Here is a 13,686-nt window from a genome sequence, read left to right as displayed (position 1 = left end):
TCCACAGGTTCGGCGGACCCCCTTGTCCCGACCGATCGTTCGGTTACTCTAGCTCTGTCTGTCCGTTCCTGCCCACCGCCCTGCCCAGCTCGCCGGCTCGACGAAGAGCCGGCTCGACGAGGAGTTGGTCCCCTATGGCCGCCGAACTCACCGCGCACCAGCTGATCGCCACGCACCGGCCCACACTCGACCAGGCGCTGGAGACGATCCGCACGCGCGCGTACTGGTCGCCGCACCCCGAGCACCCCAAGGCCTATGGAGAGAACGGCAGCCTGAGCCTGCCCGAGGGCAAGGCCGCCTTCGACGCGCTCCTGGGCAGCCGATTCGACCTCGACCAGCCGGGCACGGACGACTGGACCGGCGCGGAAGTCTCGCCGTACGGCCCCGAGTTGGGCATCACCTATCCCCACCCGGACATCGACACACTGCTGCCTGCGATGCGTGCCGGGATGCGCGCCTGGCGCGACGCGGGCGCGGAAGTGCGCGCGATGGTGTGCCTGGAGATCCTGTCGCGCGTCAGCGCGCGCACGCACGAGCTGGCGCACGCGGTCATGCACACCAGCGGCCAGGCCTTCATGATGGCCTTCCAGGCGGGCGGACCCCACGCCCAGGACCGCGGCCTCGAAGCGGTGGCGTACGCGTACGTCGAGCAGTCCCGCACCCCCGACAACGCCGAGTGGTCCAAGCCCCAGGGCAAGCGCGACCCGATCGGCCTGAACAAGCGTTTCACGCCCGTGGCCCGCGGCATCGCGCTCCTGATCGGCTGCAACACCTTCCCGACGTGGAACGGCTACCCCGGCCTGTTCGCCTCCCTGGCCACCGGCAACCCGGTCCTGGTCAAGCCCCACCCACGCGCGGTGCTCCCGCTCGCGCTGACCGTGCGCATCGCGCGCGAGGCCCTCGCCGACGCGGGCTTCGACCCGAACCTGGTGTGCCTGGCCGCCGAGCGACCGGACGAAGGAATCGCCAAGACCCTCGCCGTGCGCCCCGAGATCAAGATCATCGACTACACGGGTTCGACCGCCTTCGGTGACTGGCTGGAGGCCAACGCCCGCCAGGCGCAGGTCTACACGGAAAAGGCCGGTGTGAACACGGTCGTCGTCGACTCGACGGACAACTACAAGGGAATGCTGGCCAACCTCGCCTTCTCCTTGTCGCTGTACAGCGGCCAGATGTGCACGACCCCGCAGAACCTCCTGATTCCCCGGGCCGGCATCACGACGGACGCCGGAGCGAAGACGTACGACGACGTGGTGTCCGACCTCGCCGCGTCGGTGAACGGCCTGCTCGGCGACGACGCCAGGGCGAACGGCATCCTCGGCGCCCTGGTCAACCCGGACGTGAAGGCCCGCCTGGAGGCGGCGGCCGGTCTCGGTGAAGTGGCCCTCCCCTCACGGGAGATCAACAACGCGGAGTTCCCGGACGCCGTGGTCCGCACCCCCGTCATCGTCAAGCTGGACGGCGCGAAGCCGGACGCCGAGGCGGTCTATCTGAACGAGTGCTTCGGCCCCGTCTCGTTCGCCGTCGCGGTCGACTCGGCGTCGGACGCCGTGGAGCTGCTGCGCCGCACGGTGCGCGACAAGGGCGCCATGACGGTCGGCGCGTACACGACGTCGGAGGAGGTGTCCGGCGCCGTGGAGGAGACCTGCCTGGAGGAGTGCGCCCAGCTCTCCTTGAACCTCACGGGCGGCGTCTATGTGAACCAGACGGCGGCCTTCTCGGACTTCCACGGCTCGGGCGGCAACCCCGCAGCGAACGCCGCCCTGTGCGACGGCGCCTTCGTGGCCAACCGCTTCCGCGTGGTGGAGGTGCGCAGGGACGCCTGATGTCCGGCGGCGGGCTCAGGCCTCCGTGCCCGGAGGCCTGCCCGCCGACCCCGCCGACCAGTGGAAGAGCGTCATTCCGACGCTGGTGGCCAGGTTGTAGCTGGAGACCTGGGGCCGCATCGGCAGCGACACCAGATGGTCGGCGCGCTCCCGCAGCCGCGCGGACAGGCCACTGCGCTCCGACCCGAAGGCCAGTACGGCATCGTCCGGCAGCTTGAGACCGCGGATGTCCTCGCCTTCCGCGTCGAGCGCGAAGACGGGCCCCGGCGGCAGCTCGGCGACGTCCACCCGCTCGACGGCCGTGGCGAAGTGCAGGCCCGCGCCACCGCGTACGACCGTGGGATGCCAGGGGTCGAGCGTGCCCGTCGTGACGACTCCCGTCGCCCCGAACCCCGCAGCGAGCCGGATGACGGCCCCGGCGTTGCCCAGATTGCGGGGGTCGTCGAGGACGACGACCGGCGCGGCCCTCGGCATCCGGGCCAGCGCGTCCAGGTTGGCCGTCCGGGAAGGGCGTACCGCGAGGGCGGCCACGCCCGTGGGATGCAGACGCGGCACAAGGGCGCGCAGAGCGCTGTCCGGGACTTGGACGAGGAGTTCGTCCAGGACATCCTTCACGTCGGGCGCGAGCTCGTCGGCGAGGGCATGGACAGCGGCCCTGTCGCTCGTCAGTGCCGAGGGAATCAGCGCTCCGAAGCGCAGCGCGTGCTTGATGGCGTGGAAGCCGTCGAGCAGCACGGAGGCCTCGGCGGCCGTCCGCCAGTCACGCACGGCCCCGTCCGGATCACGCCGGCGCGTCGCGTTCATCCGGCGTACGCCCTGCTCACCGCTGGTACGGCGCCGCTCATCCCGTGTACGTCCCGCTCATCCCGTGTACGTCCCGCTCATCGCTTGTACGTCCCGCTCATCGCTTGTACGTCCCGCTCATGAACGGAAAGCCTACGCGCGCGTGCTCGGTGGCTTCCCCGGCCGGCTCCTCGTCCGCCCCGCGCTGCCCCGGCACCTCGCCACCCCGACCAAACCGCGACAACAGCGCTCCACGCGCGCGTGCCGTCCATCCGCCGACGCGGCGCAGGAATGACGTCGGCAGGAACACGGCATCGGCCGCGATCATCGCCAGCGAGAAGAACGGCAGGCCGAGAACGACCGCGATGACCGCGTGCTCGAAGATCATGGCGGCCAGGAGGACGTTCTTAACCCGCCTGTTGAAGAGGGTGAAGGGGAAGGCGACCTGCACGGCGACCGTCCCGTACGTCACCAGCATCACCATGAGGCCGTGTGAGGCGAGCAGGTCGGAGAGCGCGGGCCAGGGGGAGAAGTAGTCGAGACGCAGCGGGTAGTAGATGGCCGTGCCGTCCTGCCAGCGGCTGCCCTGGATCTTGTACCAGCCGGCCGTCGCATAGATCAGACACGCCTCGACCATGATCACCAGCAGCGCGGCGTTGTGCGCGAGCTTGACGATGACGTCGAGCAGCTTGCGCGCCTCACCGTCGGGCGCGCGCCGTCCGACGGCCCACCACAGGCCGTGCGCGAGCCACAGACCCCAGAAGAGCAGCAGCCAGCCACCGCTGAGCTCCCCCATGAACGTCACCAAGGAGAGGCCGAGCCCGAGGAGCCACCACAGCACGGGCCCGGCCTTGTCGACGGGCTGTGCCGTCCTGGCCGGATCGACCGGCGTCGTTCCTTGGTCGACGGAGGCGGCACGCGCGCGTGCCGCTCGCAGGGCGTCCAGCGACCAGACCTGGCCACAGCGCGTGAACACCAGGTAGGTGGCCATGAGGTGGATGACGTTGTCGCCGCCGTCGCCCATGAAGATGGAGCGGTTCTGCAGCGAGAGCACACCGATCATGAAGAGCACGGACATCGTGCGCGTGCGCCAGCCGAGCATCAGCAGGACGCTGCTCAGGACGGCGAGTACGTACACGGCCTCGAACCAGATGCGTCCGTCGGACCACATCAGGGCCGTGAAGGCGTCGTTCTCCGCGATGAGCTGCTGGGCCATGTCCCAGCTCCACGGGCTTTCGGGCCCGTACAGCTCATGGCGGTGGGGGAGTTCGCGCAGCAGGAAGAGCAGCCAGGTGGCGGCGAACCCGATGCGGACCACGGCGGTCTGGTAGGGGCCGAGAGCGGACGCCGTGACCCGTTCCATGCCGCGCCCGAGCAGGGAGCCGAAGCGGTTCATCGGGCATCCCTCTCGGACTTCCAGGCCTCGCCCAGAGGCATGTCGTCGGGCGCCACGGACCACCACGGCAGCTGGCGGAGCACCGGCTTCGTCGAGACCTTCTCATCGCTCCACTCGGGGGGCGGCACGTTCGTGGTCCTGGAGCGGACCTGGACGCGGTCGATGGTGGCGCCCTTGCCGAGTGGCTCCTCACGATCGATGCGCATCATCACGATGCGGCGGATGTAGCGCTCCGAGAGCTCCCCGCGCAGACCGCGGGGACGATTCTGCGCGTCATGAGCACCGACGTAGAAGTCCCAGGCCCTGCGCAGTTCGTTCTGCTGCGTGTGGCTGGGCAGCAGATTGCCGTCGATGGCGGCGCCGTCGCGCGCGGAGAGGTCGTACCAGCCGGTGGTCCGGGTCGTTCCGCTGTCCGTGCGCATCTCGGCACGGGCCTGCACCGCGATGTTCTGCTGCATCGGGTTCGGGGCGAAGAGCTTCCAGTTCTGCTCGAACTCGGGATAGATCCAGTCGTCGACGGCCTGCCCGTGCTGCTTGGTCATGGTGTTCGCGGGGGCGACATGGAGAAAGAGCATCCCGACGTGGACGCAGGCCGTGACGGCGATGAGCGCGAGCGCGAGCGCGGCGACCACCTGGTAGCGCGGGGAGAGGGCTGCGATACCGGCGCGGGGCGGGGGCGGGGCCGTCACGGACTCCGAGGATGGGGGCGGCGGCTCGTTCGCGTTGTTGTCTTTCGCGTCCATTCCGCCCCGATTCCCGATCCCGCACGGTGGTGCGCCCGTCGGCCCGCCCGTCACACGGCTCTCTACCGCCCGTCGCAGCGGAACGGTACTCATGCCGACGCGCCAGTTACAGCGTCCGTGAAGTTATCCACAGGGTTGACACCTTATGGCGCTGAGCCGCACCATTGAATTCCACGAACCGAACGATCGGTCGGTAGCCAGCTAGAGGTCGAGGGGGACCGCGATGGCGACAGCAGCCGAGCATCAGACGGCCCGGTCCGAGCCGGACCGGGCAGCGGGCGATGACGCACGCACGGCGGCCCATGAAGCGGCCTTCGACGCCGCCGTCGCGGCCGACGAACGCATCGAGCCGCGGGACTGGATGCCCGACGCGTATCGCGCCTCGCTGGTCAGGCAAATAGCGCAGCACGCACACTCCGAGATCATCGGCATGCAGCCGGAAGCCAACTGGATCACGCGCGCCCCCTCCCTGCGGCGCAAGGCGATCCTGATGGCCAAGGTGCAGGACGAGGCCGGTCACGGCCTGTATCTGTACAGCGCCGCCGAGACCCTCGGCACCAGCCGCGACGAGCTGCTCGACAAGCTGCACTCGGGCCGCCAGAAGTACTCGTCGATCTTCAACTACCCCACCCTGACCTGGGCCGACGTGGGCGCGATCGGCTGGCTGGTGGACGGCGCCGCGATCACGAACCAAGTCCCTCTCTGCCGCTGTTCCTACGGCCCCTATGCCCGCGCCATGGTCCGCGTCTGCAAGGAGGAGTCGTTCCACCAGCGCCAGGGGTATGAATCCCTGCTCGCCCTCAGCCGGGGCACCGAGGCCCAGCACGCGATGGCGCAAGACGCGGTGGACCGCTGGTGGTGGCCCTCCCTGATGATGTTCGGCCCGCCCGACGACGAGTCGTCGCACTCCGAGCAGTCGATGACCTGGAAGATCAAGCGCCACTCGAACGACGAGCTGCGCCAGCGCTTCGTGGACATCTGCGTCCCCCAGGCCGAGTCCCTCGGTCTCACGCTCCCCGACCCGGACCTGGTGTGGAACGAGGAGCGAGGGCATCACGACTTCGGCCCGATCGACTGGACGGAGTTCTGGGCGGTCCTCAAGGGCAACGGCCCCTGCAACGAACAGCGGATCACGCAGCGCAGGACCGCGCATGAAGAAGGAGCCTGGGTGCGCGAGGCAGCAGCGGCGTTCGCCGCCAAGCACGGGGAGGCGAAGGCATGAGCAGCTCGACCGACTGGCCGCTGTGGGAGGTGTTCGTGCGCTCCCGCCGCGGGCTCTCCCACACTCACGCGGGCAGCCTGCACGCGCCGGACGCGGAAATGGCCCTGCGCAACGCCCGCGATCTGTACACCCGCAGAAGCGAAGGCGTCTCGATCTGGGTCGTGCCGTCCACACAGATCACCGCCTCCTCGCCCGACGAGAAGGACTCCTTCTTCGAACCGGCGGGCGACAAGCCCTACCGCCACCCGACCTTCTACGACATCCCGGACGGGGTGAAGCACCTGTGACCCCGCCGCCGGCCCCGACGGCCACCGCAGCCGCCCTCGCCCTGGGTGATGACGCGCTGGTGCTCTCGCACCGGCTGGGGGAGTGGGCGGGCCACGCGCCCGTCCTGGAGGAAGAGGTCGCCCTCGCGAACATCGCCCTCGACCTGCTCGGCCAGGCACGCGTCCTGCTCTCCCTGGCAGGGGACGAGGACGAACTGGCCTACCTGCGCGAGGAACGGGCCTTCCGCAACCTCCAGCTGGTCGAGCAGCCGAACGGCGATTTCGCCCACACCATCGCCCGCCAGCTCTACTTCTCCACGTACCAAACCCTGCTGTACGGCCAGTTGGCGAGCGGGGACTCCACGTTCGCCCCGCTGGCGGCGAAGGCGGTCAAGGAAGTCGCCTATCACCAGGACCACGCGGGGCAGTGGACGCTGCGGCTCGGTGACGGTACGGCGGAGAGCCATGAGCGGATGGAGCGCGGACTCGACGCGCTCTGGCGATTCACCGGTGAGATGTTCCAGCCGGTGGAAGGCCTCGACGGGGCGGGCGGGTTGGACGGGGCGGACGAAGGAGCGGGCGTCGACTGGCAGACCCTGCGCACGAGTTGGACCGCTTCGGTGACCGCCGTCATCGAGAAGGCGACTCTGACCGTGCCCGTCGGCCCCCAGGAAGGGGCCTGGGCCGCGGGCGCGGGACGCCAGGGCCTGCACACCGAATCCTTCGGGCGGATGCTCGCCGAGATGCAGCACCTGCACCGCAGCCACCCGGGGGCGTCATGGTGACCACCGCCCTCGAAGAGGAACTCATGGCCCTCGCGGGCTCCGTGCCCGACCCGGAGCTACCGGTCATCACGCTGGCCGAGCTCGGAGTCCTGCGCGGCGTGCACGTCCGCGGCATCGGCAAGGTCGACGTCGAGCTGACCCCCACGTACACCGGCTGCCCGGCCATAGAGACCATGATCGCCGACATCGAGCAGGTCCTGCGTGAGCGCGGCATGGCGGAGGTCTCCGTGCGCACCGTGCTCTCCCCCGCCTGGTCGACGGACGACATCAGCGCCGAGGGCCGCCGCAAGCTCGCCGAGTTCGGCATCGCGCCCCCGCGCCCGCACAGCGCCGACGGACCGATACCCCTCACCCTCTCCGTCCGCTGCCCGCACTGCGGCTCGACCGACACCGAACTGCTCAGCCGTTTCTCGTCGACCGCCTGCAAGGCGCTGCGCAGGTGCGCCGCCTGCCGTGAACCGTTCGACCACTTCAAGGAGTTGTGATGGCCCGCTTCCACCAGCTCCGGGTAGCGGCGGTCGAGCAGCTCACCGACGACTCCGTGACGCTGACCTTCGAGGTGCCCCCCGACCTGCGCGAGGAGTACCACTTCGTGGCGGGCCAGCATCTCGCCGTCCGCCGCTTCGTCGACGGCACGGAAATCCGGCGTACGTACTCGATCTGCGCGCCCGCGCCCCACCCCGAGAGCCCCTCGGAGCCACGGACCCTGCGGGTCGGGGTGCGCTTCGTCGAAGGCGGCGCCTTCTCGACGTACGCCCTCAAGGAAGTCGCCGTCGGCGATGTTCTCGATGTGATGACCCCGGCCGGTCGCTTCACACTGGAGCCTGCGCCCGGGCGCTATGCGGCAGTCGTCGGCGGCAGCGGGATCACACCGGTGCTCTCCATCGTCACGACGCTCCTGGAGCGCGACCCGCAGGCCACGTTCTGCCTCATCCGGAGCGATCGCACCGCCGCGTCGACGATGTTCCTGGAGGAGGTCGCCGACCTCAAGGACCGCTGGCCGGACCGCTTCCAGCTGGTCACGGTGCTCTCCCGCGAGGAACAGCAGTCGGGGCTCGACTCCGGACGGCTCGACGAGGAGCGGCTGGGCAGACTGCTGCCCGCACTGCTGCCGGTCGATGAGGTCGCGGGCTGGTTCCTGTGCGGTCCGTTCGGTCTGGTGCAGGGTGCGGAGAAGACACTGCGCGGGCTAGGCGTGACGCGTCAGCGCATCCACGAGGAGATCTTCCACGTGGACGGCGGCCTCGCCTCTCCGATACCCGCCGCGACGGCGACCGCCCCCGCGCACAGCACCGTGACGGTGACGCTCGACGGCCGCTCCGGCACCTGGCCGGTCCAGGACGGGGAGTCCCTCCTCGACACCGTGCTGCGCAACCGCGCGGACGCGCCGTACGCCTGCAAGGGCGGGGTGTGCGGGACCTGCCGGGCCTTCCGGGTCTCGGGTGAGGTGCGGATGGACCGCAACTTCGCGCTGGAGCCGGAGGAGACCGAGGCGGGATATGTGCTCGCGTGTCAGTCCCATCCGGCCACGGCCACAGTGGAGTTGGACTTCGACCGCTGAGAGCCCCGAGCGCAGGCGTGTTCCCTTCCCGTAGAACCTGTTCTATCTTGACGTCTTATCTTGACGGTTCGTCAGACCCATCGGCGCAGTAGCCGGAGACAGACCAGATACAGACAAGAGACAGAAGCCTGGCCGGTGCGCGGGAGGACAAGCAGTGGACTTCACCTTCACCGAGGAACAGCAGGCAGCCGTCGAGGCGGCGAAGGCACTCTTCGCCTCCGTCGCGCCCGACGGCGTGCCGAGCCCCGCCCTCGTACCGGGCGCCGTCGCCGAGGACTTCGACCGCGCGCTGTGGACCAAGCTCGCCGGAGCGGACCTGCTGAGCCTGCTCCTCGACCCCGAGTACGGCGGCGCGGGCCTGGACGTCATCGCCCTCTGCCTGATCCTGCGCGAGTCCGCGAAGAAGCTCGCGCGGGTCCCACTCCTGGAAAGCAGCGCCGCCGCCTATGCCGTACAGACATACGGCAGCGCGGAGTTGAAGCAGCGTCTCCTGCCGGGAGCCGCCCGCGGGGACCTCGTCCTGACCATCGCGTCGAACGGCCGCAGCGGACACGACCCCGCCGAACTCGCCGTCACCGCACGGCAGGACGGCGAGGACTGGCTGCTCGACGGCACCCAGACAGCCGTGCCCTGGGCACAGAACGCCGACCTCATCGTGGTGCCCGCCCACACATCGGCCGGCCGGACCGTCCTCGCACTGATCCCCCGCGCGCACGAAGGCCCCACCCTCGCCGAGCAGGTCTCCACGAGCGGTGAGCACCTGGGCGAGCTCGGCCTGGAATCCGTACGGATCGGCGACGCCGACGTCATCCAGGCCGAAGGGGCCTGGGACTGGCTGCGCGATCTGCTCACCACCGGGACCTGCGCCCTCGCGCTCGGTCTCGGCGAGGGCGTGCTGAGCATGACCAGCGAATACACCGGCAAACGCGAGCAGTTCGGCTTCCCCGTCGCGACCTTCCAGGCGGTGGCCGTGCAGGCAGCCGACCGTTACATCGACCTGCGCGCCATGGAGGTCACCCTCTGGCAGGCCGCCTGGCGCATCAGCACCGGCGCGAGCGGCGCCCTGCCCGCCACGGGAGACGTCGCCGTCGCCAAGATCTGGGCGTCGGACGGCGTACGCAGAGTGGTGCAGACGGCGCAGCACCTGCACGGCGGCTTCGGATCCGACACCGACTACCCCCTGCACCGCTACCACGCGTGGGCCAAACAACTGGAGCTGTCCCTCGGCCCGGCAGCGGCACACGAGGAGGCACTGGGCGAACTACTGGCCGCCCACCCACTCGGCTGAGGACGCGGGAACGGCCGAAGCCTCGTACGGCTGAAGACGCGAACGCCAGAAGACGCGAACGGCTGGAGTGTCGAACCGCTGGAGTGTCGAGCCGCTGGAGTGTCGAACCGCTGGAGTGTCGAGCCGCTGGAATTTGACCGGCTGACGGCGTCGCTGAGCTAGATCACGACGCCCGGGCCGCCCTTGTCGTCGACGACAGGTCGACCCGCGGCCTCCCAGCTCTGCATGCCGCCGTCGACGTTCACCGCGTCGACACCCTGCTGGACGAGGTACATGGCGACCTGCGCCGAGCGGCCGCCGACCCGGCAGATGACGTTGACCTTGCCGTCCTGCGGCGCGGCCTCGGTCAGCTCCCCGTAACGGGCGACGAACTCGCTCATCGGGATGTGCAGCGCGCCCTCTGCGTGCCCTGCCTGCCATTCCTCGTCCTCGCGGACATCAAGAAGAAAGTCGCCGCTCGCGAGGTCGTCGACGCCGACCGTGGGCACGTGAGATCCGAAAGCCATGCCTCCGACGCTACCCGACGGGCTAGGCGGTCAGCCGCGCGAGTTCCGCCTCGCGCTCGGTGACCTGGGCGAGCAGCTGCTCGGCGATCTCGTCGAGGAGCTGGTCCGGATCGTCCGGCGCCATCCGCAGCATCGCGCCGATCGCACCCTCCTCCAGCTCGCGTGCGACCACGGAGAGCAGCTCCTTGCGCTGGGAGAGCCACTCAAGGCGTGCGTAGAGCTCTTCGCTCTTGCTCGGCCACCGCTGCTCGGCCACCGGGCCGGCCGCCCACTCGTCGGACAGTTCCCGCAGCAGGGGCTCGTCCCCACGCGCGTAGGCGGCGTTCACCCGCGTGATGAACTCCTCGCGGCGGCCACGTTCCTGGTCGTCCTGAGCCAGGTCGGGGTGGGACTTGCGGACGAGCTCGCGGTAGAGCTTGCGGGCCTCGTCGCTGGGCCGCACCCGCTGCGGCGGCCGCACCGACTGATCGGTCAGCATCGCGGCGGCCTCCGGATACAGACCGTCGCCGTCCATCCAGCCGTGGAACAACTCCTCGACCCCCGGCATCGGCATGACCCGCGCCCGTGCCTCGTCCGCCCTGCGCCGGTCCTCGGGGTCACCACTGCGGGCGGCCAGAGCCTCGGCGATCTCGGCGTCCAGCTCGTCGAGGCGCGCGTACATCGGGCCGAGCTTCTGGTGGTGGAGCCGGGAGAAGTTCTCCACCTCGACCCGGAACGTCTCGACGGCGATCTCGTACTCGATCAGCGCCTGCTCCGCCGCCCGGACCGCCTTCTCAAGACGGTCCTCCGGCCGCGCGGCGCCCTCCTGCCCCGCCGCCGTCCCGGCCCCGTCAGGAGCCTCGCGACCGGCGGTCGCGGGCCCGGGGTCGGGCGTCTGGGGCTGCGTGGGCTCGGCTTCCGGGGTCGTCACCCGTCCAGCCTAGGCCACCGCGCCACCACCCCGACCGAGCGGCAGGCAACGCCGCCGGGCTGACCGGACACCGCCACCGGGCCATCGGGGCCACGCCGCCTGGGGCCTAGCTCGGCCTCGCCGGACGCCCTTGCCGGTGGCCTTCTACTGGGGGCCCTCCCCCCTCCCTCCCCCTCCCCACCCCCTCACTCCCTCCTCACACCCCCGCCTCCGCCGCCACCCGTCCCTCCTTGACCGCGCGGACCAGTTCCGTGTGGTCCGCCTCCGTGCGGTTCGCGTACGTCACCGCGAACGCGGCCACCGCCGTGTCCAGCTCGTCGTTCTTGCCGACGTACCCAGCGATGAGCCGAGGGTCGGCGCTGTGCGCGTGCGCGCGGGCCAGCAGAGCTCCCGTCATCCGGCCGTAGTCGTCCATCTGGTCGGCTGCCAGCGCCGCCGGGTCCACGCTGCCCTTGCGGTTCCTGAACTGCCGTACCTGGAAAGCCCGCCCGGCCACCGTCGTCCACCCCAGCAGGAAGTCGCTGACCACCTGCATCCGTTTCTGCCCCAGCACCACCCGGTGTCCTTCGTGCGTGACCGAAGGCGCCGTGAAGCCGACCGTGGGCAGATGCGGAAGCAGGGCGGAGGGACACGCCTCCTTGACCTGGAGCACCAAGGGCTCACCCCGGTGGTCGAGCAGCAGCACCACGTACGACCGCAGGCCGACGCTGCCTGTGCCCACGACGCGGAACGCCACGTCCTGGATCGCGTACCGCGCGAGCAGCGGCAGCCGGTCCTCGGAGAGCGTGCCCACATATTCCTCGAGGGCGGAGGTGACCTCGGCCGCCTCCGCGTCCGGTATTCGCCGGAGCACCGGTGGGGCGTCGACGAAGCGGCGCCCCACGAGACCGTCCTCGTCCTCGACGCGCTCGGTCGACTTGGCGGCGAACCGGGCGCTCGTGTTCTGCCGTGCCTTCTCGGAGACGCTTTCCAGCGTGCCGAGCAGGTCCCGCGCGTCGGTGTGCGAGACCAACTCCTCGTCCGCGATGGCGTTCCACGCGTCGAGCGCGGGGAGCTTCGCGAGCAGCCGCATCGTGCGCCGATAGGCACCCACCGCGTCGAACGCGGCTTCCCTGCAGACGTCCTCGCTCGCCCCCGCCTCTCGCCCCGCGAGCACGAGGGAGGCCGCGAGACGCTTCACGTCCCACTCCCAGGGCCCGTGCACCGTCTCGTCGAAGTCGTTCAGGTCAATGATGAGGCCGCCCCGCGCATCGCCGTACAGACCGAAGTTCGCGGCGTGGGCGTCACCACATATCTGGGCGCCGATCCCCGTCACGGGGGTTCGCGCGAGGTCGTACGCCATCAGGCCGGCGGCTCCGCGGAGGAAGGCGAAGGGCGACGCGGCCATCCTGCCCATCCGGATGGGCGTGAGCTCGGGGAGTCTGCAGCGGTTGGACTCCTCCACGGCGTCGACGGGATCGGGACGGCCCTCGTCCTCGACGAACCGCTCGTGCGAGGCACGGCTGACGCGTGCCCGCAGCGCTTTGCCCTCCCGCTTCGGCGAAACCGTCGAACCGACCGCCCCCACCGGTCCCGCCGACCCCGACCCGCCCTGCAAGGACCGCTGAGCGAACCCCTTGACGTACGGAAGCCGCGCCCCAGCTGCCCCCGAACCACCGGGCCCCGCGCTGTCCGTGCCAGCCCCGCCGGTCCCCGCACTGTCGACACCAGCCCTGACCATTGCCTCGCCCCCGCATCCCCCGCGTCCGGCAGGCCCTCGTGGACCCGCCTGGAATCGAAGGTACCCCTGGGCGCCGGACGGCGTCAGAGCCTGTGGATAACCTCGTTTCCGCTCACCAATCCCCCCTCCTCCCTCTTCCTCCCCCTACTCCCTCCCGTCGCCTACGCCTACGCACCGCCGCTCTCTGCGCCCTCCGCCGGCTGCCATGCGGCCACCAGGTCGAGCAGCCCGGGAAAACGTGCGTTGAGATCGTCGATCCGTACCTGGCTGCGGCGTTCCAGTCCGTACTGGCGCTGCCGGGTGAGGCCCGCGTCCCGGAGTGCGCGGAAGTGATGGGTGAGTGAGGACTTCGGCCGGGCAAGGCCGAACCAGCCGCAGGAGTGGTCGAAGTCCTCGGAGTCGAGGAGGAGCTTGCGGACGATCCCCATCCGCAGCGGATCGCTCAGCGCCCCCATCACGACCTCGAGGCGCAGCTCTTCGACCGCCGGTTCAGCGAGAGGCGGGGGCGGATCGGTGAGGGCGGGCGGGATGTTGAACGTGGCCATCGGCATCTTCCTGTAACGCGGTACAAGCGCGGTCCCTATGTACGACTCCAATCGTACAGGAGGTATGTTCGACTCAACTCGTACTGGAGACAAGCAGGGGAGACGCAGTGACGGACGTACAAGCGGCGCCACATC

General features: G+C 70.1%; 14 protein-coding genes. 7 read left to right on the top strand and 7 right to left on the bottom strand.

Going from position 1 to position 13,686, the window contains the following annotated elements:
- Positions 1–134: 134 nt before the first annotated feature.
- Complete coding sequence (gene paaN / locus ABXJ52_RS18940) at positions 135–1,826, top strand: phenylacetic acid degradation protein PaaN (RefSeq protein ID WP_367043772.1); 1,692 nt, start codon at positions 135–137, stop codon at positions 1,824–1,826.
- A gap of 15 nt (positions 1,827–1,841) precedes the next feature.
- On the opposite strand, the gene ABXJ52_RS18935 is transcribed toward paaN, so the two are convergent.
- The 3 genes from ABXJ52_RS18935 to ABXJ52_RS18925 all read right to left on the bottom strand — a co-directional run bounded on the left by ABXJ52_RS18935 (position 1,842) and on the right by ABXJ52_RS18925 (position 4,748).
- On the bottom strand, positions 1,842–2,630 hold the full coding sequence (locus ABXJ52_RS18935) for an RNA methyltransferase (RefSeq protein ID WP_367043771.1): 789 nt from the start codon (positions 2,628–2,630) through the stop codon (positions 1,842–1,844).
- A 97-nt stretch (positions 2,631–2,727) separates the two neighbouring features.
- The gene (locus ABXJ52_RS18930; protein ID WP_367043770.1) at positions 2,728–4,005 is read right to left on the bottom strand and encodes an HTTM domain-containing protein; all 1,278 of its coding nucleotides are present in this window, start codon (positions 4,003–4,005) and stop codon (positions 2,728–2,730) included.
- Positions 4,002–4,748, bottom strand: coding sequence for a DUF5819 family protein (locus tag ABXJ52_RS18925; RefSeq protein ID WP_367043769.1), 747 nt, complete (start codon positions 4,746–4,748; stop codon positions 4,002–4,004). The genes ABXJ52_RS18930 and ABXJ52_RS18925 overlap by 4 nt, the downstream gene beginning before the upstream one ends.
- 223 nt (positions 4,749–4,971) lie before the next feature.
- Between ABXJ52_RS18925 and paaA the strand changes: the two genes are divergently transcribed.
- The 6 genes from paaA (at position 4,972) to ABXJ52_RS18895 (ending at position 9,870) form a co-directional block, all read left to right on the top strand.
- Positions 4,972–5,970, top strand: a complete 999-nt coding sequence (gene paaA / locus ABXJ52_RS18920; protein ID WP_367043768.1) for a 1,2-phenylacetyl-CoA epoxidase subunit PaaA — start codon at positions 4,972–4,974, stop codon at positions 5,968–5,970.
- Positions 5,967–6,257 carry a 1,2-phenylacetyl-CoA epoxidase subunit PaaB gene (gene paaB, locus ABXJ52_RS18915; RefSeq protein ID WP_160506146.1) on the top strand — a complete coding sequence of 97 codons (291 nt, stop codon included), beginning with the start codon at positions 5,967–5,969 and terminating at the stop codon, positions 6,255–6,257. The genes paaA and paaB overlap by 4 nt, the downstream gene beginning before the upstream one ends.
- Positions 6,254–7,021 (top strand): 1,2-phenylacetyl-CoA epoxidase subunit PaaC, encoded by a 768-nt coding sequence (gene paaC / locus ABXJ52_RS18910; protein WP_367043767.1) that lies wholly within the window; start codon positions 6,254–6,256, stop codon positions 7,019–7,021. Before paaB ends, paaC begins: the two co-directional genes overlap by 4 nt.
- Entirely contained in the window at positions 7,015–7,506 is a 492-nt protein-coding gene (paaD, locus tag ABXJ52_RS18905) for a 1,2-phenylacetyl-CoA epoxidase subunit PaaD (protein WP_367043766.1), read from the top strand. The genes paaC and paaD overlap by 7 nt, the downstream gene beginning before the upstream one ends.
- Positions 7,506–8,582, top strand: coding sequence for a 2Fe-2S iron-sulfur cluster-binding protein (locus ABXJ52_RS18900; protein WP_367043765.1), 1,077 nt, complete (start codon positions 7,506–7,508; stop codon positions 8,580–8,582). Before paaD ends, ABXJ52_RS18900 begins: the two co-directional genes overlap by 1 nt.
- Positions 8,583–8,736: 154 nt before the next feature.
- A complete protein-coding gene (locus ABXJ52_RS18895) occupies positions 8,737–9,870 on the top strand; it encodes an acyl-CoA dehydrogenase family protein (RefSeq protein ID WP_367043764.1) in 1,134 nt (377 codons plus the stop codon).
- A gap of 158 nt (positions 9,871–10,028) precedes the next feature.
- On the opposite strand, the gene ABXJ52_RS18890 is transcribed toward ABXJ52_RS18895, so the two are convergent.
- The 4 genes from ABXJ52_RS18890 to ABXJ52_RS18875 form a co-directional block, all read right to left on the bottom strand.
- Entirely contained in the window at positions 10,029–10,376 is a 348-nt protein-coding gene (locus tag ABXJ52_RS18890; RefSeq protein ID WP_367043763.1) for a rhodanese-like domain-containing protein, read from the bottom strand.
- Between the two features lie 22 nt (positions 10,377–10,398).
- Complete coding sequence (locus ABXJ52_RS18885; protein ID WP_367043762.1) at positions 10,399–11,286, bottom strand: J domain-containing protein; 888 nt, start codon at positions 11,284–11,286, stop codon at positions 10,399–10,401.
- A gap of 196 nt (positions 11,287–11,482) precedes the next feature.
- The gene (locus ABXJ52_RS18880) at positions 11,483–13,006 is read right to left on the bottom strand and encodes a DUF2252 domain-containing protein (RefSeq protein ID WP_367043761.1); all 1,524 of its coding nucleotides are present in this window, start codon (positions 13,004–13,006) and stop codon (positions 11,483–11,485) included.
- Positions 13,007–13,173: 167 nt separating this feature from the next.
- Positions 13,174–13,551 (bottom strand): ArsR family transcriptional regulator, encoded by a 378-nt coding sequence (locus ABXJ52_RS18875; protein WP_367043760.1) that lies wholly within the window; start codon positions 13,549–13,551, stop codon positions 13,174–13,176.
- Between the last annotated feature and the right edge of the window lie 135 nt (positions 13,552–13,686).

This window comes from Streptomyces sp. Je 1-332, from assembly GCF_040730185.1.
In the GTDB taxonomy this organism is placed as follows: domain Bacteria; phylum Actinomycetota; class Actinomycetes; order Streptomycetales; family Streptomycetaceae; genus Streptomyces.
Note: the sequence above shows the minus strand (reverse complement) of the source record. Positions and strands in the feature narration are given on the sequence as shown.